Raw genomic sequence first — 26,197 nt, 5'->3', positions numbered from 1 at the left:
CAAAATCCTTTCTAAGACGGTAAATCGTCGGTGGTTAATTCAATCAAATTGCCTTCGGGGTCTTGGACAACTGCTTCATAATAGCCATCGCCTGTTGTACGAGGACCATTTAAAAGAGGGTAGCCATCTTCAACAAACCGTTGAGCGTATCGATCGACGTCAGCTTGATCACCAACTGCTATCGCAAGGTGAGTGTAGCCTAAGCTTTCACTGACACGAGGGCTTAAAAATTTCTTGGTCGTTAATTCTAACCGACTTCCAGAATCAAAGGTCAAAAAATAGGACTGAAAGCCTGTTTTCGGATTATGGTATTTTGGGTTGCTGACCGCCTGAAAGTAGGTTTCATAAAATGTTCTCATTTTTTCCAAATCATTGACATATAGTGCGATGTGTTCAATTTTCATTATTGACAACTCCTTTAATAAACAACATGCGTCGTTCTTTCTTCGTTCCTTTTCGAACTTAGTAAACTTTGTTTAATAAGTTGCTTCTATTATACCTTTGTTAACAAAATTAATAAAGGTATATTCCCAGCTTTTTATCTGTTAAAATAGGAGCGTTGAGGGGGAGAAAAATGAAAGCTTATCAGCCAACGACCATTAAATTACATAATCAGGCAGTTTTGCTGAATTTGCTAAAACAGCAGCAAGCGCCTATGACCAAGCGCCAACTGGCAGATGCCTCTCAATTAAGCGTGGTAACGATCAACAAGTTGCTTCCTGAATTGATTGAAAAGCAACTACTTTTGACGACGGATCAACCGCAACGAACGGGGGGACGTCAAGCTGCGGCTTACCAGTACAATGCACAACGGACACTGTTGTTGATCATTCAGTTTATCGAAGAAGATCAGCAGATCGTGATTCGTTTTTCAGTTGTTGATCTCGTGGGGAACATTTTGCATCATGAGCAGTCAACAGAGGGCCGATTGCCGCAGTTCTTGCAAGTGATTCGTCAGATAAAACAGGAATACCCGAAAATCGGCTTGGCAGTCGTGGGGATTCCGGGTGTGGAAATTGCTGGAAGACTGAAGATCATGGATGCTCCGGCATTTAAGGACATGGCGTTAGGGGAATTGATTGAAAAAGAGATCGCTGTAAAAGCGCTTATTGAGAATGACGTGAATGCTGCGGTATTTCATTTCAAAGAAGAGAAAAAAATCGTGGCTGGCATTTATTTTCCGAAAAATTATCCGCCAGGTGCGGGACTGGTCATCGACCAACAGCTCTTTAAAGGAGCCAACCATTTAAGTGGCGAAATCAAGCATTTGCCGCATCTTTACACGGCTTCTTACCCTTTGGCAACAGAGGCGATCCCAGAACAAGTGACTGCCACTCTCCAAGCGATCGTGGCAGTGACGGACCCGCATCAAGTCATTTTGTTTTTACCCTCTGAGTGGCAGGCGCTCGTGTCGCGCTCCTTTTTGGAAAAGCAGCTGGCAGCAGTGTTTCAGTATGGCGTCTTGCCAAAATTACACTTTTCCGATCGGTTTTCAGAAAATTATTTAGCTGGGTTGATCACGATGGGAATCGAAGCAGCTGGCTTAGGGCTTTGATTCGCAGCATTCACCTGGGACTTAGGACAAAAACTGCCACCGCTTCCTTCATCAGAAGCAGTGGCAGTTTTTTTGAAAATACGAGAACTCACAGCTTAGCAAGTTTCTGTGCTTTTTCGGTATTCGCAAAATGCAGTTTGGCATATTTGCTCAATAGTGCTATGCCACCTTGTTGTAGTAATTTTGCGGCAACTTGGTCAGCAGCTGCGTGGGCGCCAGAAGGCAAACGCATACCGACTTCTTTGGAGGCTGCCTCTAATTCATCCAAAAAGACTGTACGGCATAAAATAGAGGCTGCCGCTACTGCTAGATGATATTGTTCACCTTTCGTTGCAAAATAGAGCTTTTCGGTGACCGCTGCTTGTTCCGACTTTAAATAAGTGCGATAATTTTTTTCGCTTGTGAACTGATCGATCAAAATGGCATCTGGTGTCTCAGGAGCAATTTTTTGCAAAAGCAAACGAATGGCTTGATTATGCAAAGCAACTTTCATTCGGACCGTGTTGTATTTTGGTTGGATCTCGTTGTATTTTCTGGGCGTGACAGTGAGCAATTGGTAAGGAACCAATTCTTTGATTTTCGGCGCCATCTTACGGATCTCTGGATCTGTCAGCATCTTTGAGTCCTTGACACCTAAGGCTTTCAGTTGTGGTAATTGCTCTTTTTTGGCATAGACGGCACAGACCACCAAAGGACCAAAATAACTGCCGTTACCGACCTCGTCACTGCCGACGACGCTTTTTTCGCTAAATCCTGCTGGCAACGCAGTGGTTGAAACAGGCGCTTTTTTCTTATCCAGTACAGCACTAGCCGTATCGCCCCATAAGGAAGCTTCTTTTTCAGCAGTCGCTCCTTGAAACATGACTTTTCCAGACGTATAAGCAGTGATCGTCGTTGGCCCTTTTTTGGCGACAAACACTGTATAAGGAACTTTCTTCGCCAGTAATTCTCGTTGGTAAAATTGCTGCATTTTTTGGATAGTTGAAGTTGGTACATTGATAACGATCGTACTCATTTGATTCCTCCTGATTTTTTGTCTTTTTTTAGGTAGACAAAAGGATACTTTAAGATTTTACCATACTTCTTATTCTTTTTTACTAAGACGATCAGCAAACAAACGATTGGCATGGAAATTCATAAGAAAATCACGTATAATAGTTAAGAGTTTGCGACACATGTTCAATAAGTGATAGAATAGAGCAGAATGTAAGCAATGGGAGGAAATATTCCTATGACGGAGCAAAAGAAACGCTATAAAGCAGTTATCGCGAATCAAAGTTACACGATTATTGGACGCGAAAGCAAAGAACACATGGATATGGTGACAAGATTGGTCAATGACCAACTGCTTGAGATCATGCAATTGTCGCCACAAACCGATCAAGAACAAGCGTCGATCTTATTAGCGATCAACGCTGTTTCCGACCAGCTGAAAAAACAAGAACAGCTGTTGGTCCTACAAAAAAAAGTGGACGAATTGCGGGGACAAGCCATTAAAGCAACGGAGCTTGAGAATCGTATCAAGCGGATCGAAGCGATTGAATCCGAAGCACGGAAAGTTCTCGATGAGACAGGTCGCAGTGATGTGGAGATCCATAATCATGTGGAAGCACAACAGATCTTAAATGAACAAAGGAAACGAAAAATTCAAGAAAAGACAGCCCATGGGTAGTGCGGCGTAGAAAGGATTCCTAAATGATTGGATTATTTGTCTTGGTTTTGTTGTTGGCAGCCTTTTATGGCGGCGCGCGGCGCGGAACCAGTTTACAATTGGTCTCAGTTTTGGGCTATTTGATCTCTTTTTTCTTTGCAGTTGCGAATTACCAAGAAATTGCGAAAAAAATTGAGCTCTATGTTCCTTATATGTCAGTAACGGCAGATTCAAAGTTAAAATACTACGATATGGAACTGGCTTTAGATTTAGACAAAGCCTATTATGCGGCCATCGCTTTTGTGATGGTGCTCTTTGCTGGTTGGCTGATCACCAAACTATTAGTGATTTTTGCAGACAGTTTACGTTACAAACGCCTACGTTTTTTAGGCGGCTATGACTGGGCAGTTGCGGGTGTTTTGAATGTCATCTTGATGTATATCAATTTGTATATGTTTTTCATGATTCTCTCAATGATCCCGTTTGCCACGATTCAAAATCTGTTTGAAACGAGCGGAACTGCGAATTTCATCGTTGATCGGTCACCGATTCTCTCAGATTACTTCTATCGATTGTGGATCACAGATGTGATTGGGTAAAAAGCAGGCAGATGGTTGCAGAGCCATTCTGCCTTTTTCTTAGGAACAAAAAGTTAAAACAAAGCAGGTGAGAAAAGAATGAATACTAAGATCCTTGATGTTTTAGGATTTGAACAAGTAAAGAGTCAAATCGGTCAGTATATCGTAACAGCCCAAGGAAAAGAAGCATTAGCAAAGCTTGTGCCATCAAGTGATGAGCAAGTCATTTCCTCTTGGCTAGCAGAAACAGAAGACGCGATCAAGATCCAGCGTTTAAGAGGCGGAATCCCTGTACCAAAAATTGAGAATATTCGTCCCCAAATGAAACGGATCGAAATCGGCGCAGATTTAAACGGCATTGAATTGGCACAAGTTGCCCGCGTCTTATCAACCACGCAGGAATTGAAACGCTTTTTTGCTGATTTGTCTGAAAGTGAGATTGAATTTTCCCGCTTGTATCACTGGGAAGAACAGTTGGTGTCTTTGCCAACCTTGAATCGTCGCTTGAAAGAAGCTATCGATGAGGATGGCCGAGTCACAGACGATGCCTCTCCAGCACTACGGGGAATTCGCCAATCGATCCGACGAACAGAACGGACGATTCGCGAGACATTGGATGGCATCGTCCGAGGTGGCAATGCAAAGTATCTAAGTGATACGATCGTAACCATGCGAAATGAGCGTTATGTGATTCCAGTCAAACAAGAATACCGAGGTGTTTTCGGCGGCGTGGTTCACGACCAAAGTTCATCTGGTCAAACCTTGTTTATCGAACCGAAACAAGTAGTGGAACAAAATAACCGCTTGCGTCAGCATCAAATTGCGGAACGGGACGAAATCACTCGTATTTTAGCAGAATTATCAGCAGAGTTAGCCCCATATCAAAGAGAGATTCTCCATAATGCGTATGTGATCGGGATCATGGATTTCATGAATGCCAAGGCTCGCTTTGGGAAAGAGATGAAGGCGGTCGTACCAGCGATTAATCAAGATAACCATGTCTTTTTTAAACAAGCACGTCACCCATTGATCAATCAAGAAAAAGTCGTTCCTAACGATATTACGATTGGAAAAGACTATCAAGCTGTTGTCATTACTGGGCCGAATACCGGTGGGAAAACCATCACCTTAAAAACATTAGGGCTGTTGCAGATCATGGGCCAAGCCGGCTTACCAATTCTGGCAGAAGAAGAAAGCCAAATGGGGGTCTTCAATGAAATTTTTGCGGACATTGGTGATGAACAATCCATTGAGCAAAGCCTATCGACCTTTTCTTCACATATGACAACGATCGTTGATGTGTTGAAAAAAGTCGACGAAACAAGTCTGGTGCTTTTTGATGAACTAGGTGCTGGGACCGATCCTCAAGAAGGGGCGGCACTAGCGATTGCGATTTTGGACGAACTTGGGGCTAAGTCGGCTTATGTCATGGCGACGACCCATTATCCAGAATTGAAAGTTTATGGCTATAACCGATCCAATACGATCAACGCCTCTATGGAATTTGATGTTGATACCTTAAGTCCAACCTATCGCTTGTTGATCGGGGTTCCAGGACGAAGCAATGCGTTTGAGATTTCAAAAAGACTTGGCTTGCCAGATACCATCATTGACCAAGCCAAAGAGATCATGGATGGAGAAAGTCAAGATCTGAATGAAATGATCGCTGATTTGGAAAATCGACGCAAAATGACGGAAACGGAGTATCTGGAAGTTCGTCATCATGTAAAAGAAGCAGCCCGCTTGCACCAAGAGCTAGAAGCAGCCTATAGTTATTTCTTTGAAGAACGCGAAAAAGAATTGGCAAAAGCCCGTCAAAAAGCCAATCAAATCGTAGAAGAGGCTAAAGAGGAATCAGAAAAAATCATTGCCGATATTCGTAAAATGCAGTTAGCTGGCGGTCAAACGAAGGTCAAAGAACACGAACTGATCGATGCGCGCACCAAGCTATCAGGACTGCAGCAAGAAGAACATCTGCAAAAAAACAAGGTTCTGCAAAAAGCCAAAGCAGCCAAGACGCTGAAAGAAGGAGACGAGGTACTCGTAACTTCTTATGGGCAGCGCGGGGTACTGTTGAAAAAAGCCGGTAAAAATCAGTGGCAAGTCCAAATCGGCATTCTGAAAATGAATTTGCCAGAAACAGATCTCCAACCAGCAGCGCCAGTGAAGGAGCCTACACAGCGTATCGTTAATACGATTCGTTCTGCTGACAGCAGTCCAGTGGTCAATCAGTTGGATTTACGCGGCAAGCGGTACGAAGAAGCCCTCAATGAAGTGGATCAGTATTTGGATGCAGCAATTTTGGCAGGCTATCCGCAGGTGACGATCGTTCACGGTAAAGGAACCGGTGCATTGCGTCAAGGGATCACTGACTACCTAAAAAATCATCGCTCGGTGAAAAGTTTTGAATTTGCCCCAGCAAATCAAGGAGGCAATGGAGCGACCATTGTGAAGTTTAACTAAACGTTAAGAACCCTTACCTTTTGTAAGCAGACGATTTTAAAAAACTTCCGATACGTGGTATACTTTTTTTAGTTTTAAAAATGGAGGGGAAGTACGATGGCAAAAGAAATTACCGATAAAACTTTTTCAGAAGAAACCGATAAAGGCTTAGTCCTTATTGATTTTTGGGCAACTTGGTGTGGCCCTTGTCGTATGCAAGCACCGATCTTGGAACAATTAGCGAATGAATATGAGGAAGACGAATTGAAGATCGTGAAAATGGATGTGGATGAAAATCCTGAAACACCTGCTTCATTCGGAATCATGTCTATCCCAACTTTGTTGTTGAAAAAAGACGGACAAGTGGTTGATAAAGCAATTGGGGTTCATACAAAAGATCAATTGAAAGCTTTAGTTGCAGAACATATGTAATAGAAGAAGTGTTTTTGAAGCAATAGCCGAAAGTGGCTATTGCTTTTTTTATTTTGGGGACGTTTTTTTCAAATTTTCTTTTAGGCAGTGGTATACTTAAAGTGGGGAGTGGCACTAAAAAATATCTCGTTCATATAGTAAGAAAGTGATACCAAAATAGGATTAAAGGGGGAATAAAAATGAAAAAGTTAAAACGCGGGTTATTTCAAGGCGTTGCGATTGTTGGGGTACTGATCGCACCCATTGTAGGAACGATCACACAAGTTTATGCAGCAAATGAAGGGGATTCGACAACAGCTTCTTTCGCTGCGCAAGAGACGACGTCAGAAAGTTTCTCAGAAGAAAGCGCAGCATCATCTCAAGAGGCCAGCACTGAGAGTATAGAGTCAAGTTCGACAACAGAGTCCTCATCAACGTCTACCTCTTCATCAGAAACAACGTCAAGTACTAGCACGGCTGCGACTGAGACTAGTCAGACCGAGACCACACAAGATTCATCTACTCAATCGACGGAAGAATCTTCTGAAGAACCAGATGTTGCGAAAATCGATGTTAAGAAAGTAGAAGATAATGACCAATATGTAAAAATCAAGTCGATCGCCGCAACGGATCCAGAAACACAAAAAATCCTTTACCGATTAGAAAATGGTCAGTTGATCGAACAAGGAACGATCGATGAATTAGCTGGCAGGGTATATCGTAGTGTCAAACAGTATCAAGGTACCGACAAGCAGACCTATCTTGAAATTCGCGACGATCAAAAGGTTGTCGGTGTCGTAGCAGAAGCAGCAGTGAAAGTTGCCAGCGGAACCTTCAAAACCGAGAAGAAATATGCAACCATCACAAGTGCGAAAGAACCGCTTTGGCAAGATGTGTTTTTAGATAAAAAAACGAGCACCTCTTCAAGCATTAATGGTCAAACCTTTGAAATCAAAGAAGTATTCACGACGAATAATAAAGTGGCCTATTACGCATTGTATTCAAATAAAAATGTTCTCATCGGTTGGATAAAAGCCGCCGGTGTTAAGCTAGCGACTTCACCCGGGGGTGCATGGCAATCTGAATCAAAATATGCCACAATCATCAGCGGAAATTATACGCTATGGCAAAATTTTAATTGGACAGCGAAGAAAGGAACGACAGCCGCTTTAAATGGCAAAACAGTCAAAGTTACTGGGAAATATCGTCACTTGAATGGGTCGACGTATTATTCCCTTTATACAAATAACAATAAATGGTTGGGCTATATCAATGCCTCGGGTGTTAAGTTAACGACGGATGCACAAGGCGCCTACCAATCCTACGGAAAATATGTGACATTGACCAAGAAAAATTACACGATTTGGGGAAATTTCCGTTGGTCGAGTAAGAAAAATACTACAACGAAATTAGCGGGAAAAACCTATCTTGCAAAAGGAAGATATAACCACGTCAATGGCGGTGTCTACTTGTCCCTTTATGATGCTAACGGAAAATGGATTGGCTACTTAAATGCCGATGCAGCAACGGTCGCCAACAATCAAGGTGGTACTTGGCAAAGCGAAAAACGCACAGTCCGCCTTAAAAGCAAGAATTATACCTTATGGCAAGATTTAGCTTTTACGAAGAAAAAAGGCAGTAGCGCAAATTACATGAATAAGAATATCCAAGTTACTGGGAAATATCAACATTTCAACGGCTCCACCTACTACTCACTCTATCTCAACAACAAATGGCTGGGCTACATCAATGCAAGCGGAGTGACCAATGCCCATACGATCACTTCTCAAAGCAACATTAGCCGCTATGTGGTCGTTAAGAATGGAGATGGCAATTTCTTTGAAAAAGCCGATCCAAATAGTACGAAACTTGGAAAAAAGAGTGCTTACAAAGGCTATATGGCACAAGCGACCAAACTAGCAAAAACAAGTGATGGCAATTACTTGTATCTCGTTTCGCCAGCTGGTCGAATCGGTTGGGTCAAGGAAAATCAAACCACAAATGTAAATAGCAATTTTTGGATGTATACTACAGGAGGGAAATATCCTTCATTAAACGTTCAAAACTTAAACATTGAAGTATCCATCAGCAAACAGCGGGTTTATATCAAATCAGGGAATAAAGTGATTTATACGATGCTTTGCTCGACCGGTGCCTTTAATACACCAACACCTTTAGGGAATTTCCGCATTCAAGCAGAAAAAGGCTTAGCTTTTTCAGGAGCCGCCTACTACCGCTCCTTTAAAGACCATGGGGTCTATTTATTCCATACGATTCCAACGAGTATCGCTTGGTCCACCAATGCTTTTAGTTCTGTTGAAGGACGAAAATTAGGCACTCGGGCTTCTCATGGCTGTATTCGATTAGCAGTGCCGGATGCCAAATGGTTTTACTATAACATGCCTTATAATACACCTGTCAAAATTGCTAATTAATGATCAAAAGTCGTTTCCGTAAACGGGGACGGCTTTTATTTTCAAAAAAAAGATTGACGCTGACTATATCATTCGATAATATATCATTAAGTGATATAGGTGATGGATGGAGGAATCAAATGGATGAGGCATTGACAGATTCGACCTATTTGATTTTATTAGCGCTTTTAAAGCCAAAACATGGGTATCTCATCATGAAACAGATTGATGACCTAAGCCAAGGGACGTTTGAGATTGGTCCCGCAACGATGTATACGATTTTGAAAAAGCTTACGAAAAAGGGGTGGATCGATTTAGAAGAAAGCGTTGATCGAAAAAAAATCTATCAGATTACATTAGAAGGAAGACAAATTCTGGAAAAAGATATTCAGCGACGCAAATTATTTTATCAAATCGGAGAACAAGTCTTCGAAGCGTTAGGAGGGGATCAAGATGGGCATCAATAAGAAATATCTTCTTTCTCTTGGAGTCGCCTACTATCCAGAAAAGGAAATGGTTCGTCTGCAAAAACAAGCGTCACTAGGCTGGCATTTTGTAAAGATGAATCGTTTAGGTTTTTTGAAGTTTATCAAAGGAAAACCAGAAGCGACCAAATATGCAGTGGACTTTTTCGAAGGGGAACCATCTGAGATCGTTGACTACTTAGCGATGTACCAAGCTGGGGGCTGGACCTACATTAGCAATTATAAAGATCGTTATTTTTATTTTAAAGCGTCACTAGATACACCGGCGATTTTCAGTGATCAAGAAAGCTATCAGGAACGGATTGATAATGAGACACGATATTTGATGAAAAAATCGATTCTGTTTTCGGTAATCAGTCTCGCAATACTAGCAGCAATATATTTTATTACTAGTTATTTCAATATTCGTACAAATCCGTTTAAATCTTTCGGACTAGGAGTACTCACTGGTCTTGTGTTTATTCCGATTGGTATCGGGGTAACCACGATCATTATGAAATTCTTATATAAAAATCGAGCAAGTTATTACAATGAACCAGAGAAACTGGCGAAGCGACAACGGGTAATTCGTGACACAGTCATTTTGATGTTTGTCGGAGCAATCATTGGTGCCGTTATCGGCTTTTTCTTTAGTGATATATTTTATTAGACAGGGAAGGTGAGCATGTGTTAGAAGCAAAACAATTAGTAAAAACATTTGGGGATTATACAGCAGTTGATCATTTATCCTTTACCATCAATGATGGACAGATCATGGGCTTAATTGGTCAAAACGGAGCAGGAAAAACAACGACATTCCGATTGATTTTGGATTTCTTGAAAGCCGATCAAGGAGAAGTATTATGGGATGGTCACAAAATTAGTGAAAAAGAATACAATATTATCGGCTATCTGCCAGAAGAACGCGGCTTGTTTCCAAAAGTCACGATTGAAGATCAATTGATCTACTTCGCGCGTTTACGAGGCAAAAAGAAAGAAGACATCGTACCTAAAATTGACTATTGGATGGACAAATTTAAAGTCAAGGGCAAGAAAACTGATAAAGTCAAATCTTTATCAAAAGGAAATCAGCAAAAAGTTCAGCTAATCTCAACATTGATCCATGAACCAAAATTAGTGATTTTAGATGAACCGTTTAGTGGCTTAGACCCAGTCAACGCGGAACTGTTGAAAAACGGGATCATTGAACTGAAAGAAAAAGGCTCTTGCGTCATTTTCTCCAGCCATAATATGGATAATGTAGAAAAAATCTGCGATCACTTGATTATGCTACGAGATGGTCAAACGGTCTTAAACGGAAAGGTCCATGAAATTCGTGAATCCTTTGGACGAACGAAAGTTTATTTAGAGTCTAATTTGACGAAAGAACAGCTTTTGGTAGTGTCAGGTGTCGAGCAAGTCATTGCTAGAGAAGACGGCAGCTATGATATTACGATCGCTGATCCTGCAGTAGGAAAAACCTTATTTGATTTAGCGACGGCGGATGGTTATATCCCTATGTTCAATCAACAACCGCCAACGTTAGAAGAAATCTTTAAGCGGAAGGCAGGAAAAAAAAATGAATAAGTTTTGGGTAATCGCATTAGATGTTTATAAGAAAAATATCAAATCAATTTCGTTTTTGATTATGATATTGGTTCCATTCATTGCAATGGGCGGGTTTTATCTAATTAGTTATTTTGCTGATGGTATGAGCAGTGTCGATAAAATTGCTGTTTATGCGAATGAACCGGCTATTGCGCAGACCTTTGTGGAGCAAAGTAGCGATGATTATGAATTTGAAGTTGTTGACAGCGAAGAACAAGGACAACAACAATTGGCAGACAAAGATGCTGATGCCTTGCTAGTTATTACTTCTTCAGGGGATACGCTGCAAGGGGAATTATTAAGCGAGTCTTCGATGGGGCAAGCTTTAGAGCTGACGATCCAACAATTATTGACGGGCCTGCAGTCATCCTATAGAGCTAGCGAGCTTGGTTTGACGGCTGAGCAAGTGGCAGTTCTTAGTGAAGTTGCACCGCTTGACCGGCAAAAAGTTTCCTTCAGTGAAGATGGCGAAATGACCTATGGAGAAGATAATACCGCGATGCAAGCAGCGGTTAGTACCATCGCAACAATCGTTCTCTTTTTCTTTATCATCACTTACGCACAAATCATTGCGCAAGAAATTGCTTCTGAAAAAGGCACACGCATTATGGAAGTCATTTTGTCTAGTACGCGAGCACAAACCCATTACTACGCCAAATTGACTGGGGTAATCATGGTTGCAGCAACCCAGCTAGTTGCGTATGTTGCGATTTTTGGCGGGAGTTATTTCTGGATCAAGGACAACTCGATGGTAAAAGACTTGTTGGCAAGTTTTTCGTCAGATGGCATTTTTGGTCCTTTCCTCGTGTTTGCGATCGTTTTCGTCTTCTTAGGAATCTTGATCTATTCTGTCTTGTCAGCCCTTTGCGGGTCGTTAGTGAATAAAGCAGAAGATACGGCGAAAGCCATTATTCCAGTGACGTATCTTTCATTGGGCGGGTATATGCTAGGAATCGTACTAGGCGGTATGGATCCGCATAACGTTGTTTTACGAGTAACCTCTTATATCCCATTCTTGTCCTCGTATATTATGCCAGTACGGCTTGCTAATGATACAGTGGGGATTGGCGGAGCGTTGATTTCAGTAGGGATCCTTGCTGTTACTACGATCGTTCTGATGCTGATTTCTGCAAAAATGTACAAATCAAATGTCTTGATCTATAACGACAATGGTATCTTGGCAACGTTGAAACAATCACTGGTGTTAATGAAAAATGAGAAATAAACAAAACGCCCGATCCTTTTTGTGATCGGGCGTTTTTTAGTGGCTAGAATCTAGAAAACAAGGTGCAGGTCTTTAGAATTCCTGCACAAAAAAGTCGAAGATCGATTGCTCAGAAGGCAGCTTGTGAGCGGCTAGTTCAGGATGCCACTGAATGCCTAAGATTGGTGCGCCATAGGCGGTGGATTCAATCGCTTCAACAACACCATCAGGAGCGGTGGCGGTCACGTTGAAATCATCTGCAACTGTTTTGACTGCTTGGTGATGAAAAGAATTGACGTGATAGGTTGTGCCTAAAAGAGCAGCCAAACGACTGTCTTCCTTGATTTCCACCCGATGTGTAGGGAATTGAAAGAACGTTGGCAATTGCACGTGTTTGATCGTTGGGTGATCGATCAAAGAGAGATCTTGGTACAAACTCCCACCAAATGCGACATTTAGTAACTGCATACCGCGGCAGATTCCAAGGATCGGTTTGTTTTGAGCCACTGCTTCTTTGATCAATGCCAATTCAAAGACATCACGATCAGGATGAATGCCTTGAATCAAAGGATGAGGATCTTCGCCATAATGGTCAGGGGAGACATCATGACCACCGGCTAACAAGAGTTTATCGATTTTGCTGATATAAGTTGCAGCATCTTCCACGACACCCATTGGTAATAATAGGGGAATGCCTTGGGCTTGTTGGATATGGGTGACAAAATTTTTGGGTGTATAGGACAACCAATGCTCTGCTTCTTCAATCATTGGTCGTTCATTAGCAGCGATGCCGATAATGGGTTTCATTTGATCAAACCTTTCTACTAGTAAATGAATCGAAATGGATCGAAAAAGAAAAAAGGACACGAGGTCCTTTTATCGATCACCTTCGCTTTATTTTTCGCGAATAACTTCGATTTTGTAGCCATCAGGATCTTTCACAAAATAGTAAGAAGGAGAAGTTCCTGGTAGTCCTTTCAGGTCAGTGACATCAAATCCGGCAGCTTGGTGCTTCTCATGAAGCGCTTCTAGATCATCGGTACTGATGGCGATGTGGCCATAGCCGTCGCCTAACTCATAGCCAGGATGGTCATAGTTATATGTCAACTCTAGCTCGTAGTCATCACCAGGCAATGTTAAGTAAACCAAAGTAAATTGATGTTCAGGAAAATCACGACGGCGAGATTCTTCAAAACCAAAGGCAGTTTGATAAAAATCTAGAGAAGCCGTTAAGTCTTTGACGCGGACACAAGTGTGAGCCATTTTCATGGGTAAATCATCCTTTCGATCTTGATAGTTGTATGATAACATATTTTCTCATTTTATAACGAATAAAAGATAACAGGGCGTTATTTCCAGCTTGTCCAGACTATTGGCATAGGGTAAAATGGAAAGAAAGTGTTGGTGGAGGGAATCATGCCAGAAAAGGAAATTGTGTTCGGGGAAAAAGAAGCGGGGAAACCATACAAATCAAGATATGGGGCGTATGTCGTTCTTCCAAACGAAAAAAATGAAGTGATCTTGGTGCAAGCACCCAATGGCGCCTATTTTTTACCAGGCGGTGAAATTGAACCAAATGAGACCAAAGAAGAAGCGATCCAGAGAGAATTAATAGAAGAACTTGGATTTGAAGGGGAGATCGCTGCCTATTTAGGAGAAGCAGTTGAATACTTCTATTCACGCCATCGCGATACATTTTACCATCACCCCGGCTATTTCTATTTAATGACCAAATGGAAAAAAGTCTGCGAACCGACAGAAGAAACCAATCAGTTGTCATGGCATACGCCAGAAGAAGCGATTCAACGATTGAAACGCGGCAGTCATAAATGGGCAGTTGAACAATGGTTGGCAAAATAAAAAAGGCAGGCTTCCGATAAAAAGGAAACCTGCCTTTTTTTACACTTAGTTATTTGCTAAAACAAACTTGTTGATTACTTCTGCCACACCGTCTTCTTCGTTTGAAGCGGTTAGGACATCTGCGGCATTTTTCACATTTTCAGTGGCATTGGCCATCGCCACACCGATACCAGCGTATTCCACCATGGTTAAATCATTTTCGTTATCGCCGATCGCCATGACTTCTTCTTGTCTGATGCCTAAGTGCTCCGCCAATTTTTTGACAGCAGCTCCTTTATGGGCTTGTTTATTTAGGACTTCCAAGAAGTAAGGAGCACTTTTGACCACATTGTAGTTGTCCGTCAAACTGCTCGGCAATTGTGGGATGATCTGATCCAGTATTTCGGGATCATCGATCATCATCATTTTGATGATATTCAAGTCAGCAGTCATTTCTTCTGGTGTCCGATATTTCAATGGCATGTTGACTAAGAAAGCTTCATAAATCGTGTAAGGACTGATATCGCGGTTAGCGGTATACATAGTATCTTCGGTTTCTACATGAAGATGAACCCCTAATTTTCTCGCAGTCATCTCAACAAAGAGATAGTCGTCTTGGGACAAACCAAATTCAGAGATGATCTCTTGGTTTTTGGTTTTTTGAACCAAAGAGCCATTATAAGTAATCACGAAATCATTGTCCGTAAATAAGTCTAGTTCCTTTAATAAATCTTGGACACCAGTTAAAGGGCGTCCCGTACACAAAACGATGCGTACACCTTCCTTTTCAGCGTCTTTCAATGCCTTGTAAACGGCTGGGGTGATCTTGCGGTCGTTGTTCAACAGGGTGCCATCGATATCGATGGCGATCAATTTGATACTCATAAGTTCCTCCTAGTGGCTTGGTTTGATCAAAGCACCATTGCGAATGTGCTTGGCAAACTCTTGATACGTCTCTCCAAATAAATCATAGTGATTTTGGATGTTGGGGTCAATCATTTCTTTTGGAAAATAAAAGCGCTGGTCACCTTGGGTTTGTCCTGCTAAGGCTGCAACAAGCTGACTGGCTTGGGATAATTCCACAAGGGAACCATCTTTTTCCTGTAATTCGATCTGTGTCCGATGTTTGCCTGAAGTCGGCCGATAAAAATCATAAGGCAGATCGAAGCTTGAATTGATGGCAGTATAATAGCGGGGATTGAAGCCGACTTTTTCCACCAGTCCCTGCATTTCTTCGATCATCGGCAACTGCGTCTCATCGTCAAAGCGGGCGGATTTCAACGGTTTACGATTTAAGAAACGTTTGGCTAATTCGCTGAGGATCGGATCATTTTCTTCTGTCCATTGGGTAAAGTAGGTATTTAATACGCCATCGTCGAGTTTCAAATACTCATCTAAAGTGAATTCTTGTTTTAAAAATGGGAGAAGCAGCTGCGAATGGCCTTGAAACAATTCTGAATCCAATTGATACAGTTCTGCAGCTCGATCCAGCAAATGGGCTAAGATCACTTCCATCCCTCGAGAACTAGCATGGAAATAAACTTGCACATACATTTGGTAACGACTGACGATGTAGTCCTCCACAGCGTGCATGCCATTCATAGAAAAAGCAATACCGCCTTCGTACGGACGAATCACTCGTAGAATGCGAGTCAGATCAAAGGTGCCGTATTCAGTGCCGGTAAAATAAGCATCGCGCAGCAAGTAGTCCATCCGATCAGCATCGATTTGACTGGAAATCATTTGAACGACTTGGGGATTGGGATAGGTTTTAGTGATAACACTTGCCACCTTCTCAGGAAATCCAGCTTCCACACGATTCAATATCTGATGAACTTCCGTCTCAGGAGAAGTGATGATCGCCACTGTGATCGCTTCATGATCCGTATGAAAAATATGCTCAAAGGTGTGGGAGTAGGGTCCGTGGCCCACATCATGAAGCAATGCTGCACACAAGGTCACTAAACGCTCTTTGTCATCCCAGCCGTTTGGCCCGACTTTTTCAATGGGATAATTGCGTTGGAAAATATCGCAAATGCGACGACTGATTTCATAAACGCCCAAGGAATGGGAAAAGCGGCTGTGTTCTGCTCCGTGAAAGGTAAAAGAAGCAGTTCCCAGCTGTTTGATGCGTCGTAAACGCTGTACTTCTTTGGAATTGATCAGGTCTAAAATCACTTGGTGCTGCACATGGACATAGTTATGAACGGGGTCACGAAATACTTTTTCTATCGCTAAGGTTTGATATTTATAAGGTAGACTCATCGCTAAACTCCTTTATTGGTTGGTTTCGCTTTTCCATGCCAGCTAAGCGTTGTTGCATTTGTTCGCTAAGGTTATTTTCTGTCAGCCATTGATCCAGTGATTCAAGCGGATATAGGGATTGGCCAGAGATCAAGGAAAGCAGGGCTTTTTGCAAGCGGTCAATCACCTCTTGTGTGGTAAACTTACGGCCGAGGGCTGCTTCTAAAGTGGTCATACTCGCAGGATTGACGGCTGGATAGCCATTCGTACCAAAGCGCTCTTTCAAACCTGCTTGGTAAAAACGACGAACGAGAGAACCGCGGGCTGGTTGGTCGCCACTGATGCTCAGATACATCATGACAGCCACGCCATCTTTGATCCGTCGTTGTGCTGTACCAGCAATTTTTTTTCCATCAATACTCAGGTCATAGGTGCCTGGGCAATACGAGTCAGCAATTTCATAAGCCGAAATTGCCTGCTCAGGAAAGGCTGTTTGCAACAATGCTGCCATCATTTCATAGGCTGCATCCGTGGTGACAGCCAAGTGTTTAGGGAAAATGAGGGAGACATTCAAAATACCGGTATCATTGATTACACCAAGCCCGCCTGAGTTGCGGATGATCGAGGCATAGCCAGCTTCTTTTAAAACCTGCAGACCGTCTGTCAAAAACGGCAACCGGGTATCTTTCATGCCTAAAATCATCGTATCGGACAACTGCCAAAAATGACAATAAACTTGTTCCTGTTTGCCAGCAGCTTCGGTGGCAACATCGGTGAAGGCAAACGGCTCATAAGGATTGTGGATACGTGGTAAGGTTTGATCCATTACATAGATAGTCAAATCGGTTAAACTCCTTTAAAAATAGCTGTTATCCTTATTATATACGATTCTTGGAAAATTACTTGGAGAAAAGAATGAAAACTTGCTTTTGTTTTCGTTTTTTATTTTCAATGAAGAAATAGACCAAGGAGAATCAACTGAAATGATTGACAAACGCATAAAAAAAAGCAAGAATGAAACTGAAATCTTCAAAGGAGGCACACGTACATGCAAGAATTATCAAAAGGAATCCCAATCTCGATTCATTTAACAACCAATGTACGTCAAGCAGGGGAAACAGAGAACTTTCTGTTTGATCTGCAAGGACAAGCAGTCAAGATCGGTGATACCTTATATATCCGTTACAAAGAGATCCAGCCAGATGGCACCGACATTCCCGTTACGATGAAAATCATGCCAGACGGACTGATTCAATTGATTCGCTCAGGGGAAATGCGTATGCGCTTGAAATTTTCTTATAAGGAACGTTTAGAGACGAGCTATCAAACCCCGTATGGCTTGATGATGTTCCACACCTTCACCAATCACTTGCACGTTAGTTTGAAAGACCGTCCATACTCGGGAAAGATCGATATCGATTATGATTTGTTCATGGCTGCTGACAAAGTCGGCGAATACAAACTATCTTTAGAATTTACCGCTTGATCAAAGGGAAATTGAAAGAAAAAATTGCAATTTGAGCCGTAATTTTGTATGATTAGGAGTAGACTGTGAAAGGACGTGTCCTGTTTGGAAATTAATGTATTTGAAGGTGTAAATAAAAACGAATTGTCGATGATTGAAGTTGCCCATGCGATTTTAGAGCAGCGCGGTGACGTGATGGATTTTTCTGATTTGGTCAACCAAATCCAAAACTATCTTGAAACATCAGACAGCGAGATTCGTGATTCATTGGCGCAGTTTTATACAGACTTGAATATCGACGGTAGTTTTATTTCTTTAGGCGACAATCGTTGGGGCTTACGTTCATGGTATGCCATTGATTCGATCGATGAAGAAGTCAACCATGGCATCGAAGACGAGGATGAAGATACACCACGTCGTCGCAAACGTAAAAAAGTCAATGCCTTTATCAACGATGATGAAGACGCAATCGATTATAACGATGATGATCCTGAGGATACTGATTTGTCAGATGACGAAGAAGATGATCTCTTTGATGATGATGATGACGAGGATGAAGAAATCTCGGCATACAATTCAGACTTGCAAGAAATCGGCGCCGACAACAGCACCGATGATGAAGAAGAATTACCTGACAGCATTGAGGAAGATCTCACCATTATCGATGACGATGATGAAGATGATTTTGCGGATGAAGAGGAAGAAGAGGAGTAATCCTCTTCTTTTTTTCGCCTTTTGGTTGCAAGCAACTTATAATCGGTGAAGGACGATTTCGTCTTCTTACATAGATACAAATAAAAAAAGGAACCGCGTCAGCGGTCCCTAAGTGCTTTTGAATTATTGATTTGAATCGAGTATACTTGTAACGAAAAGAAAAAACGCGCCTTGAGGGAATCGAACCCCCGTCTCAAGAACCGGAATCTTACGTGATATCCACTACACTAAAGGCGCGAAGCACAAATATTAGTTTAACCAATTTCAGTGAAAAAAACAAGAGGTAGAATGATGAAATTTCAACAGCAATTTTCACAACAACAAAAACAGACGCAAAAGCTTGCTATGACGCAGAAATTGCAGCAATCAATCCAAGTGCTGCAATTTTCCGCAGACGAATTATTGTCATTCATAGATAACCAAGCATTAGAAAATCCATTGATTGATCTGGGGGAATATGATTCGCCCATCACACCTAGCAAGAGCAGCGGCTCGTCAGAACAAATAATGGATTATTTAAGTCAGATTCCTGACCAGCATACATCGTTGTTTGAACACCTCATTGATCAAGTCCATTTAAATTACCGCGACACCTTTTTGCGGACGATCGTTTTATTTTTAGTCGAGTACATTGATTTAAACGGCTTTTTGACGATTGACTTGGAAGAAGCTGGACAGCTTGTTGGTGGGACCCCAATCCAAATGCTCGATGCTCTAACCTTGATCCAGCAGCTAGATCCGGCAGGCGTCGGTGCTCGTGATCTAAGAGAGTGCTTGATGCTGCAAACGGAAAGAGATGACTATGCGCCGCCAATGGCCTATCTCATTTTAGAAGAATTCTTTACGGAAATGGCAGAGCGCAAGTGGGACAAAATCAGTAAAGCGTTGCAGATCCCTTTAAACGAGATCCAAAAGGTCTTTGACTATGTTCAAACGTTGACCCCGACACCGGGGGCGGCGTTTGGGTCAACGGATGGGCTCTACATTGTACCTGATTTGCGAGTAACGGTTGAAAAAGGACAACCAATCGTGAAATCAAACAAACGCGCCTTACCAGAAGTTCGCTTTCAGCAACAGTACTTTGACCAATTAAAGCAAAGCGGTGATCCGGAGGTCCTCAGTTATTTAGACAATAAAGCCCAAGAGTTCGAGTGGCTAAAGAAGACCTTGCTGCAACGAGGGGATACCATTTATCGTGTCGGCGTGCAGATCGTTGCTCGGCAAAAGGAGTTTTTCACCCAACCGGATCGACCATTAAAGCCATTGGTTTTAAGAGAAGTTGCCGAAGAGTTAGGCATTCATGAATCAACGGTCAGCCGGGCAGTCAATGGGAAATATTTGGAAACCTCCTTTGGGGTGTTTGAATTGAAACTATTTTTTGGACAGAAAGTTTCGACGCAAGAAAGCGGTGATGACCTGACGACTGCATCGATCAAACAGCAGCTAAAAGCACTGATCGATGAAGAAAATAAAAATAAACCATTGTCAGATCAAAAGTTGACAGATGCCCTCAAAGCCCAAGGCATCGATATTTCCAGACGAACGGTGGCAAAGTATCGCGAAGCCATGAATATCCCTGGTTCTTCCAAGCGGAAACGATTCGAGTAAAGCAAAAGCTTACTACTAACGACGAGTAGGGAAGGCAGCAAAGCCTTTCCTTTTTTTATCGATCACTTCCAATTTTTTAATTTATGACGATTTTATGAAAAGCAAGATTTTGTGACTGAAATAGTTGCGTATCAAGGCGATAAGTGCTACTATTATTGGTGTAGGAAACAGATTTAAATTTTTTTTGCAATCGATGGGTCATTTTAAGTCATTGTAGGACGAAAATTGTCCAACGGGAGGATATAAAATGCTCGATGAATTAAAATTGATTGAGGCAATCACCCCGGATATTCTCGCTGTACTCCAGGAACGTTACCGTATCTTAAGAAATATTTATTGGATGCAGCCCGTTGGCCGCCGGACACTTTCGGAAAGTTTATCAATGACGGAACGCGTGTTGAGGACGGAAACAGATATCCTTAAAAAGCTGAAACTGATCGACTCTTCAAAAAGCGGCATGCAATTGACCGCCTACGGAGAAGAAGTGTACACGAAGATCGGTGCACTGATGGATCAGCTGTTCGGAATGCACCAAATCGAGAAACGATTATCAGAGACCTTTGGCATCGAACGTTGTTTGATTGCGAGCGGCGATGGTGATCGACAACCGAAAGTGATTGCTGAATTTGGCCAGTTGCTGAATGAATCGTTGGATCTCTTATTGCCAGAAGGCAAAAACACCATCGCAGTGATGGGAGGGACGACAATGGCGAAAGTTGCTGAGGAATTAGGCAATTTAGAAACCGCCAAACGTCATAACTTGTTTGTACCAGCCCGTGGCGGTATTGGAGAATCAGTCAACGTCCAAGCAAACTCAGTCAGCTCAGTGATGGCGATGCAGACAAATGGCGATTATCGCTCCTTGTTTGTACCAGAACAATTAAGCATGAACACCTACGAGTTTCTCTTGAAAGAACCCGCCATCGTTGATGTCTTAAACTTGATAAGTCAAGCAAATTGTGTTATTCATAGTATTGGACGGGCGTTGCATATGGCGGCTCGACGAAAAATGTCAGAACAAGAAATTCTGATGTTGAAACAAAAAAATGCAGTTGCAGAATCCTTTGGGTATTTCTTTAATGAAGCAGGCGAGGTCGTTTACAAAGTTCCTCGAATTGGGCTTCAATTAAAAGATTTGCAAAAAGTCCCAATCATTTTTGCGGTCGCTGGTGGACAGTCAAAAGCCAAAGCGGTCAATGCATACATGAAAAATGCACCAAAACAAACCTGGCTCATCACTGATGAAGCTTGCGCAAATGAGATTTTAAAAGGGGCAACCCTTTAAAATAAATATTTTTATGATTTTCATAAGGAGGAAATCTTAAATGACAGTTAAAGTAGGTATTAATGGATTTGGACGTATCGGACGCTTAGCATTTCGTCGTATCCAAGAAGTAGAAGGAATCGAAGTTGTGGCTATCAATGATTTAACAGACGCTAAAATGTTAGCTCACTTGTTAAAATATGATACAACACAAGGACGTTTCAACGGTACAGTGGAAGTTCACGAAGGTTCATTCAATGTGAACGGAAACGAAATCAAAGTTTTAGCTAACCGCAACCCTGAAGAATTGCCTTGGGGCGAACTAGGTGTTGAAATCGTGTTAGAATGTACTGGATTCTTCACTTCTAAAGCAGCTGCTGAAAAACATTTAACAGCTGGTGCAAAACGTGTAGTTATCTCAGCTCCTGGTGGAAACGATGTTCCAACAATCGTTTACAACACAAACCATGAAACTTTAACAGGTGAAGAAACAGTTATCTCTGGCGCTTCATGTACAACAAACTGTTTAGCTCCTATGGCGAAAACATTGAACGACAAATTTGGTGTGATTGAAGGATTAATGACTACAATCCACGCTTACACAGGTGACCAAATGACTCTAGACGGACCACACCCTAAAGGTGACTTCCGCCGTGCCCGTGCTGCTGCTGCAAACATCGTGCCTAACTCAACTGGTGCTGCTAAAGCGATCGGCTTAGTAATCCCAGAATTGAACGGCAAATTAGATGGTGCTGCTCAACGTGTTCCTGTTGCAACTGGTTCATTAACTGAATTAGTTACTGTTCTTGACAAAGAAGTAACTGTTGATGAAATCAATGCAGCAATGAAAGAAGCTTCAAACGAATCTTACGGTTACAACACAGACGAAATCGTTTCTTCTGATATCGTTGGTATGACTTACGGTTCATTATTTGATGCAACTCAAACAAAAGTTATGACTGTTGGCGACAAACAATTAGTTAAAACTGTTGCTTGGTACGACAATGAAATGTCATACACTGCACAATTAGTACGTACTTTAGAATACTTCGCTAACCTATAAGAGTTGCGAACGACTTTAATTTAAACCATCGCAAGAGAAAGCGGGGAAGCATCGCGCTTCTCCGCTTTTTTTAACAATTATGCTAGGAGGAATCTGTTCATGGCTAAAATGACAGTTCAAGATATCGATTTAAAAGATAAAAAAGTTCTTGTACGTGTGGACTTCAACGTTCCATTGAAAGATGGAGTGATCGGAGACGATACACGGATCAAAGCAGCATTACCAACAATCAATTATGTGATCGAAAACGGCGGAAAAGCAATTCTTTTCTCACACTTAGGTCGTGTGAAAGAAGAAGCAGATAAAGCTGGAAAATCTTTAGCGCCAGTTGCGAAACGTCTTGGCGAATTATTAGGCAAAGAAGTAACTTTCGTTGATGAAACCCGCGGCGAAAAATTAGAAGCAGCGATCAACAACATGCAAGATGGCGATGTCGTTGTTTTTGAGAACACTCGTTTCGAAGACATCGATGGCAAAAAAGAAAGCAAAAACGATCCTGAACTAGGCAAATACTGGGCTTCTTTAGGCGATGTTTTTGTAAATGATGCTTTTGGTACTGCACATCGCGCACACGCTTCAAACGTAGGGATCGCTTCAACAGGTATCCCAACAGTTGCTGGTTTCTTAATGGAAAAAGAAATCAAATTCATCGGGGAAGCAGTCGAAGAACCAAAACGTCCAATGATCGCGATTCTTGGTGGAGCAAAAGTATCTGACAAAATCGGCGTAATCGAAAACTTGATTCCTAAAGCAGACAAAATCTTGATCGGCGGCGGAATGACGTATACGTTCTACAAAGCAAAAGGCATGGAAATCGGTAATTCTCTTGTGGAAGCAGATAAAGTAGAATTAGCAAAAGAATTGATCGAAAAAGCTGGCGATAAATTAGTATTACCAGTTGATTCAATCACTGCTGCTGAATTTTCAAATGATGTCCCAACAGAAGAACATACTGGTGATGTTCCTGAAGGACAAATGGGCTTAGATATCGGACCTGAAACCATCGCTTTGTTTGCTGAAACATTAAAAGGCGCAAAAACAGTCGTTTGGAACGGACCTATGGGTGTGTTTGAAATGTCAAACTTCGCAAACGGTACGATTGGTGTTTGTGAAGCAATTGCCAACCTTGAAGATGCAACAACGATCATCGGTGGCGGTGATTCTGCAGCTGCAGCAGAACAATTAGGGTTTGCTGACAAATTTACCCACATCTCAACAGGTGGCGGTGCCAGCCTTGAATTGCTAGAAGGAAAAACACTTCCTGGCCTAGCTGCGATCAACGATAAATAATCAATGACAAGCCGTGCAAAGAACTTTCTTTGCACGCTTGATAACGAAAAGGAGTGCCAGAACATGCGCAAACCAATTATTGCCGGAAACTGGAAAATGAACAAAACTGCGAAAGAAGCAAAAGAATTTGCTGAAGCAGTCAAAACAAAAATTCCTAGCAACGAGACAGTTGACTCTGTGATCGGTTCGCCAGCTTTATTCTTAGAAACATTAGTGAATGCTGCTGAAGGAACAGAATTAAAAATTGCTGCTCAAAACAGCTACTGGGAAAATGAAGGTGCCTTTACTGGCGAAACTTCACCAGCAGCTTTAGCAGATCTAGGTGTTGACTATGTCATCATCGGCCACTCAGAACGTCGTGAATACTTCCATGAGACAGATGAAGACATCAACAAAAAAGCCAAAGCAATCTTTGCAAACGGCATGATTCCAATCCTATGCTGTGGTGAATCTTTAGAAACCTATGAAGCTGGCAAAACAGCTGAGTGGATCGAAGGACAAATCACTGCTGGCTTAGACGGTTTAACAGACGGTCAAGTAAGTAATCTTGTGATTGCTTACGAACCAATCTGGGCGATCGGTACTGGTAAATCAGCGGATGCAAACATCGCAGACGAAATTTGTGGCGTTGTCCGCAAAACCGTTGAAAAATTATACGGCAAAGAAGTTTCAGATAGCGTGCGTATCCAATACGGCGGTTCTGTAAAACCTGAAAACATTGCTGAATACATGGCAAAAGAAAATGTTGACGGAGCGTTAGTTGGCGGCGCAAGCTTGCAAGCTGATTCATTCCTAGCATTATTAGATGCTGTAAAATAATTTCATTTTCATGAAAATAACATTTGCAGAATCGTGATTTTTTCACTACAATTAAGTTGTTCGCAAGGGGTATTCCCCTTAAGATAAAACAAACTCAAAGGAGAGACAAAACATGTCAATTATTACTGATGTTTACGCACGCGAAGTCTTAGACTCACGTGGTAACCCAACTATCGAAGTAGAAGTCTACACAGAATCAGGTGCTTTCGGCCGCGGAATGGTTCCTTCAGGAGCTTCAACAGGTGAACACGAAGCAGTTGAATTACGTGATGGCGACAAAGCTCGTTATGGCGGTAAAGGTGTAACGAAAGCAGTTGACAATGTAAATAACATCATTGCAGAAGCTATCATCGGCTACGATGTCCGTGACCAAATGGCTATCGATAAGGCAATGATCGCTTTAGACGGAACTCCTAACAAAGGCAAATTAGGCGCAAACGCGATTCTTGGTGTTTCTATCGCTGTTGCTCGTGCAGCTGCTGATTACCTAGAAGTACCTTTATACCACTACTTAGGCGGATTCAATACAAAAGTATTGCCAACTCCTATGATGAACATCATCAACGGTGGTTCTCACTCTGACGCACCAATCGCTTTCCAAGAATTCATGATCTTGCCTGTAGGCGCACCTACATTCAAAGAAGGCTTACGTTGGGGTACTGAAGTATTCCACGCTTTGAAATCAATCTTGTCTAAACGTGGTTTAGAAACTTCAGTAGGTGACGAAGGTGGTTTCGCTCCTCGTTTTGAAGGAACTGAAGACGGTGTTGAAACAATCTTAGAAGCAATCAAAGCTGCTGGTTTAGAACCAGGTAAAGATGTATACCTAGGATTTGACTGTGCATCATCAGAATTCTACGAAAACGGTGTTTACGACTACTCTAAATTTGAAGGCGAAAACGGCGTAAAACGTACTGCTGCTGAACAAGTTGACTACTTAGAAGAATTAGTTAACAAATACCCAATCATCACTATCGAAGACGGTATGGATGAAAATGACTGGGATGGTTGGAAACTATTAACTGAACGCTTAGGCGACAAAGTTCAATTAGTAGGGGATGACTTGTTCGTTACAAATACTGAAATCCTTGAAAAAGGGATCAAAAACGGTATCGGTAACTCAATCCTTATCAAAGTTAACCAAATCGGTACATTGACTGAAACTTTCAATGCAATCGAAATGGCGAAAGAAGCTGGTTACACTGCAGTAGTTTCTCACCGTTCAGGTGAAACAGAAGATTCAACAATCTCTGATATCGCAGTTGCAACAAACGCTGGCCAAATCAAAACTGGTTCTCTTTCACGTACTGACCGTATTGCAAAATACAACCAATTACTACGTATCGAAGACCAACTTGGTGAAGTTGCTGAATACAAAGGCTTGCAAGCTTTCTACAACTTAAAAAATAAATAATCTCTCGATTATTGCTTTGCTCTGAAAGAGTAGCGGTTGATTTAACAGTCAGCCGCTGCGATTTCAGAGCTTTTTTGTTGTCTCGATTCATTCATTGAAGACAATGACCGTTCATCTAAGATAACTGAAAGTACTCATTTCTTCTTTATT

The 26,197-nt window shown here is 41.9% G+C and carries 26 protein-coding genes and 1 tRNA gene; 19 read left to right on the top strand and 8 right to left on the bottom strand.

What is annotated here, in order from left to right:
• Positions 1-11: 11 nt before the first annotated feature.
• A complete protein-coding gene (locus ENLAB_RS04640) occupies positions 12-404 on the bottom strand; it encodes a VOC family protein (protein WP_016619764.1) in 393 nt (130 codons plus the stop codon).
• Between the two features lie 170 nt (positions 405-574).
• Here ENLAB_RS04640 and ENLAB_RS04635 point away from each other — a divergent pair, with 170 nt between their 5' ends.
• Positions 575-1,555, top strand: a complete 981-nt coding sequence (locus tag ENLAB_RS04635) for an ROK family protein (RefSeq protein WP_244352850.1) — start codon at positions 575-577, stop codon at positions 1,553-1,555.
• 88 nt (positions 1,556-1,643) lie between these two features.
• Here ENLAB_RS04635 and rnhC read toward each other — a convergent pair whose 3' ends face one another.
• Positions 1,644-2,570: a ribonuclease HIII gene (gene rnhC, locus ENLAB_RS04630; protein WP_244352849.1), complete on the bottom strand. Its 927-nt coding sequence runs from the start codon at positions 2,568-2,570 to the stop codon at positions 1,644-1,646.
• A gap of 216 nt (positions 2,571-2,786) precedes the next feature.
• Here rnhC and zapA point away from each other — a divergent pair, with 216 nt between their 5' ends.
• The 9 genes from zapA to ENLAB_RS04585 all read left to right on the top strand — a co-directional run bounded on the left by zapA (position 2,787) and on the right by ENLAB_RS04585 (position 12,348).
• Positions 2,787-3,227, top strand: coding sequence for a cell division protein ZapA (zapA, locus tag ENLAB_RS04625; protein WP_005228634.1), 441 nt, complete (start codon positions 2,787-2,789; stop codon positions 3,225-3,227).
• A gap of 23 nt (positions 3,228-3,250) precedes the next feature.
• Positions 3,251-3,805, top strand: a complete 555-nt coding sequence (locus ENLAB_RS04620) for a CvpA family protein (RefSeq protein WP_005234314.1) — start codon at positions 3,251-3,253, stop codon at positions 3,803-3,805.
• A 78-nt stretch (positions 3,806-3,883) separates the two neighbouring features.
• The gene (locus ENLAB_RS04615; protein WP_244352848.1) at positions 3,884-6,247 is read left to right on the top strand and encodes an endonuclease MutS2; all 2,364 of its coding nucleotides are present in this window, start codon (positions 3,884-3,886) and stop codon (positions 6,245-6,247) included.
• A 96-nt stretch (positions 6,248-6,343) separates the two neighbouring features.
• Positions 6,344-6,658 carry a thioredoxin gene (gene trxA / locus ENLAB_RS04610; protein ID WP_005228645.1) on the top strand — a complete coding sequence of 105 codons (315 nt, stop codon included), beginning with the start codon at positions 6,344-6,346 and terminating at the stop codon, positions 6,656-6,658.
• Between the two features lie 179 nt (positions 6,659-6,837).
• Positions 6,838-9,072, top strand: coding sequence for a L,D-transpeptidase (locus tag ENLAB_RS04605; protein ID WP_244352847.1), 2,235 nt, complete (start codon positions 6,838-6,840; stop codon positions 9,070-9,072).
• A gap of 119 nt (positions 9,073-9,191) precedes the next feature.
• Entirely contained in the window at positions 9,192-9,518 is a 327-nt protein-coding gene (locus tag ENLAB_RS04600) for a PadR family transcriptional regulator (protein ID WP_077451805.1), read from the top strand.
• Complete coding sequence (locus ENLAB_RS04595) at positions 9,505-10,185, top strand: DUF2812 domain-containing protein (RefSeq protein ID WP_244352846.1); 681 nt, start codon at positions 9,505-9,507, stop codon at positions 10,183-10,185. The genes ENLAB_RS04600 and ENLAB_RS04595 overlap by 14 nt, the downstream gene beginning before the upstream one ends.
• Before the next feature lie 17 nt (positions 10,186-10,202).
• On the top strand, positions 10,203-11,102 hold the full coding sequence (locus tag ENLAB_RS04590; protein WP_244352845.1) for an ABC transporter ATP-binding protein: 900 nt from the start codon (positions 10,203-10,205) through the stop codon (positions 11,100-11,102).
• Entirely contained in the window at positions 11,095-12,348 is a 1,254-nt protein-coding gene (locus ENLAB_RS04585) for an ABC transporter permease (protein WP_244352844.1), read from the top strand. Before ENLAB_RS04590 ends, ENLAB_RS04585 begins: the two co-directional genes overlap by 8 nt.
• 72 nt (positions 12,349-12,420) lie before the next feature.
• On the opposite strand, the gene ENLAB_RS04580 is transcribed toward ENLAB_RS04585, so the two are convergent.
• Positions 12,421-13,134 carry a gamma-glutamyl-gamma-aminobutyrate hydrolase family protein gene (locus ENLAB_RS04580; protein WP_244352843.1) on the bottom strand — a complete coding sequence of 238 codons (714 nt, stop codon included), beginning with the start codon at positions 13,132-13,134 and terminating at the stop codon, positions 12,421-12,423.
• Positions 13,135-13,221: 87 nt separating this feature from the next.
• Positions 13,222-13,596, bottom strand: a complete 375-nt coding sequence (gloA, locus tag ENLAB_RS04575) for a lactoylglutathione lyase (protein WP_005234340.1) — start codon at positions 13,594-13,596, stop codon at positions 13,222-13,224.
• 147 nt (positions 13,597-13,743) lie between these two features.
• Here gloA and ENLAB_RS04570 point away from each other — a divergent pair, with 147 nt between their 5' ends.
• Positions 13,744-14,187 carry an NUDIX hydrolase gene (locus tag ENLAB_RS04570; protein WP_005234342.1) on the top strand — a complete coding sequence of 148 codons (444 nt, stop codon included), beginning with the start codon at positions 13,744-13,746 and terminating at the stop codon, positions 14,185-14,187.
• 45 nt (positions 14,188-14,232) lie between these two features.
• On the opposite strand, the gene yidA is transcribed toward ENLAB_RS04570, so the two are convergent.
• Genes yidA through ENLAB_RS04555 form a run of 3 tightly spaced genes read right to left on the bottom strand, consistent with a single transcriptional unit; the run spans position 14,233 to position 17,236 of the window.
• A complete protein-coding gene (gene yidA, locus ENLAB_RS04565; protein WP_244352834.1) occupies positions 14,233-15,051 on the bottom strand; it encodes a sugar-phosphatase in 819 nt (272 codons plus the stop codon).
• Between the two features lie 9 nt (positions 15,052-15,060).
• Positions 15,061-16,431 carry an HD domain-containing protein gene (locus tag ENLAB_RS04560; protein ID WP_244352827.1) on the bottom strand — a complete coding sequence of 457 codons (1,371 nt, stop codon included), beginning with the start codon at positions 16,429-16,431 and terminating at the stop codon, positions 15,061-15,063.
• Positions 16,415-17,236: a lipoate--protein ligase family protein gene (locus ENLAB_RS04555; RefSeq protein WP_439711697.1), complete on the bottom strand. Its 822-nt coding sequence runs from the start codon at positions 17,234-17,236 to the stop codon at positions 16,415-16,417. The genes ENLAB_RS04560 and ENLAB_RS04555 overlap by 17 nt, the downstream gene beginning before the upstream one ends.
• 222 nt (positions 17,237-17,458) lie before the next feature.
• On the opposite strand from ENLAB_RS04555, the gene ENLAB_RS04550 reads away from it, so the two are divergent.
• Positions 17,459-17,896 carry a YwiB family protein gene (locus ENLAB_RS04550; RefSeq protein WP_077451789.1) on the top strand — a complete coding sequence of 146 codons (438 nt, stop codon included), beginning with the start codon at positions 17,459-17,461 and terminating at the stop codon, positions 17,894-17,896.
• An 84-nt stretch (positions 17,897-17,980) separates the two neighbouring features.
• The gene (gene rpoE / locus ENLAB_RS04545; RefSeq protein ID WP_005234347.1) at positions 17,981-18,589 is read left to right on the top strand and encodes a DNA-directed RNA polymerase subunit delta; all 609 of its coding nucleotides are present in this window, start codon (positions 17,981-17,983) and stop codon (positions 18,587-18,589) included.
• Between the two features lie 165 nt (positions 18,590-18,754).
• On the opposite strand, the gene ENLAB_RS04540 is transcribed toward rpoE, so the two are convergent.
• Positions 18,755-18,826 (bottom strand) — tRNA-Arg (locus ENLAB_RS04540).
• A 51-nt stretch (positions 18,827-18,877) separates the two neighbouring features.
• On the opposite strand from ENLAB_RS04540, the gene rpoN reads away from it, so the two are divergent.
• From rpoN to eno, 6 genes are all read left to right on the top strand, one after another.
• Positions 18,878-20,197 carry an RNA polymerase factor sigma-54 gene (gene rpoN, locus ENLAB_RS04535; protein ID WP_175632000.1) on the top strand — a complete coding sequence of 440 codons (1,320 nt, stop codon included), beginning with the start codon at positions 18,878-18,880 and terminating at the stop codon, positions 20,195-20,197.
• A 247-nt stretch (positions 20,198-20,444) separates the two neighbouring features.
• Positions 20,445-21,482, top strand: a complete 1,038-nt coding sequence (locus ENLAB_RS04530) for a sugar-binding transcriptional regulator (protein WP_005228675.1) — start codon at positions 20,445-20,447, stop codon at positions 21,480-21,482.
• A 40-nt stretch (positions 21,483-21,522) separates the two neighbouring features.
• On the top strand, positions 21,523-22,524 hold the full coding sequence (gene gap / locus ENLAB_RS04525) for a type I glyceraldehyde-3-phosphate dehydrogenase (RefSeq protein ID WP_008380858.1): 1,002 nt from the start codon (positions 21,523-21,525) through the stop codon (positions 22,522-22,524).
• Between the two features lie 99 nt (positions 22,525-22,623).
• Positions 22,624-23,814, top strand: coding sequence for a phosphoglycerate kinase (locus ENLAB_RS04520; RefSeq protein ID WP_005234355.1), 1,191 nt, complete (start codon positions 22,624-22,626; stop codon positions 23,812-23,814).
• 63 nt (positions 23,815-23,877) lie between these two features.
• Positions 23,878-24,633: a triose-phosphate isomerase gene (tpiA, locus tag ENLAB_RS04515; RefSeq protein ID WP_008380860.1), complete on the top strand. Its 756-nt coding sequence runs from the start codon at positions 23,878-23,880 to the stop codon at positions 24,631-24,633.
• A 112-nt stretch (positions 24,634-24,745) separates the two neighbouring features.
• Positions 24,746-26,047, top strand: a complete 1,302-nt coding sequence (eno, locus tag ENLAB_RS04510) for a surface-displayed alpha-enolase (protein ID WP_005234360.1) — start codon at positions 24,746-24,748, stop codon at positions 26,045-26,047.
• Positions 26,048-26,197: the final 150 nt, after the last annotated feature.

It is taken from the genome of Enterococcus innesii (assembly GCF_022846515.1).
In the GTDB taxonomy this organism is placed as follows: Bacteria; Bacillota; Bacilli; order Lactobacillales; family Enterococcaceae; genus Enterococcus_D; species Enterococcus_D innesii.
The sequence above is the reverse complement of the archived record's forward strand: the minus strand, read 5'-3'. Positions and strand labels throughout refer to the sequence as shown.

Coding starts and splice junctions, on each gene's coding strand:
- ENLAB_RS04640 (WP_016619764.1), bottom strand. CDS start 404: ATGAAAATTGAACACATCGCACTATATGTCAATGATTTGGAAAAAATG.
- ENLAB_RS04635 (WP_244352850.1), top strand. CDS start 575: ATGAAAGCTTATCAGCCAACGACCATTAAATTACATAATCAGGCAGTT.
- rnhC (WP_244352849.1), bottom strand. CDS start 2,570: ATGAGTACGATCGTTATCAATGTACCAACTTCAACTATCCAAAAAATG.
- zapA (WP_005228634.1), top strand. CDS start 2,787: ATGACGGAGCAAAAGAAACGCTATAAAGCAGTTATCGCGAATCAAAGT.
- ENLAB_RS04620 (WP_005234314.1), top strand. CDS start 3,251: ATGATTGGATTATTTGTCTTGGTTTTGTTGTTGGCAGCCTTTTATGGC.
- ENLAB_RS04615 (WP_244352848.1), top strand. CDS start 3,884: ATGAATACTAAGATCCTTGATGTTTTAGGATTTGAACAAGTAAAGAGT.
- trxA (WP_005228645.1), top strand. CDS start 6,344: ATGGCAAAAGAAATTACCGATAAAACTTTTTCAGAAGAAACCGATAAA.
- ENLAB_RS04605 (WP_244352847.1), top strand. CDS start 6,838: ATGAAAAAGTTAAAACGCGGGTTATTTCAAGGCGTTGCGATTGTTGGG.
- ENLAB_RS04600 (WP_077451805.1), top strand. CDS start 9,192: ATGGATGAGGCATTGACAGATTCGACCTATTTGATTTTATTAGCGCTT.
- ENLAB_RS04595 (WP_244352846.1), top strand. CDS start 9,505: ATGGGCATCAATAAGAAATATCTTCTTTCTCTTGGAGTCGCCTACTAT.
- ENLAB_RS04585 (WP_244352844.1), top strand. CDS start 11,095: ATGAATAAGTTTTGGGTAATCGCATTAGATGTTTATAAGAAAAATATC.
- ENLAB_RS04580 (WP_244352843.1), bottom strand. CDS start 13,134: ATGAAACCCATTATCGGCATCGCTGCTAATGAACGACCAATGATTGAA.
- gloA (WP_005234340.1), bottom strand. CDS start 13,596: ATGAAAATGGCTCACACTTGTGTCCGCGTCAAAGACTTAACGGCTTCT.
- ENLAB_RS04570 (WP_005234342.1), top strand. CDS start 13,744: ATGCCAGAAAAGGAAATTGTGTTCGGGGAAAAAGAAGCGGGGAAACCA.
- yidA (WP_244352834.1), bottom strand. CDS start 15,051: ATGAGTATCAAATTGATCGCCATCGATATCGATGGCACCCTGTTGAAC.
- ENLAB_RS04560 (WP_244352827.1), bottom strand. CDS start 16,431: ATGAGTCTACCTTATAAATATCAAACCTTAGCGATAGAAAAAGTATTT.
- ENLAB_RS04555 (WP_439711697.1), bottom strand. CDS start 17,236: ATGGATCAAACCTTACCACGTATCCACAATCCTTATGAGCCGTTTGCC.
- ENLAB_RS04550 (WP_077451789.1), top strand. CDS start 17,459: ATGCAAGAATTATCAAAAGGAATCCCAATCTCGATTCATTTAACAACC.
- rpoN (WP_175632000.1), top strand. CDS start 18,878: ATGATGAAATTTCAACAGCAATTTTCACAACAACAAAAACAGACGCAA.
- ENLAB_RS04530 (WP_005228675.1), top strand. CDS start 20,445: ATGCTCGATGAATTAAAATTGATTGAGGCAATCACCCCGGATATTCTC.
- gap (WP_008380858.1), top strand. CDS start 21,523: ATGACAGTTAAAGTAGGTATTAATGGATTTGGACGTATCGGACGCTTA.
- ENLAB_RS04520 (WP_005234355.1), top strand. CDS start 22,624: ATGGCTAAAATGACAGTTCAAGATATCGATTTAAAAGATAAAAAAGTT.
- tpiA (WP_008380860.1), top strand. CDS start 23,878: ATGCGCAAACCAATTATTGCCGGAAACTGGAAAATGAACAAAACTGCG.
- eno (WP_005234360.1), top strand. CDS start 24,746: ATGTCAATTATTACTGATGTTTACGCACGCGAAGTCTTAGACTCACGT.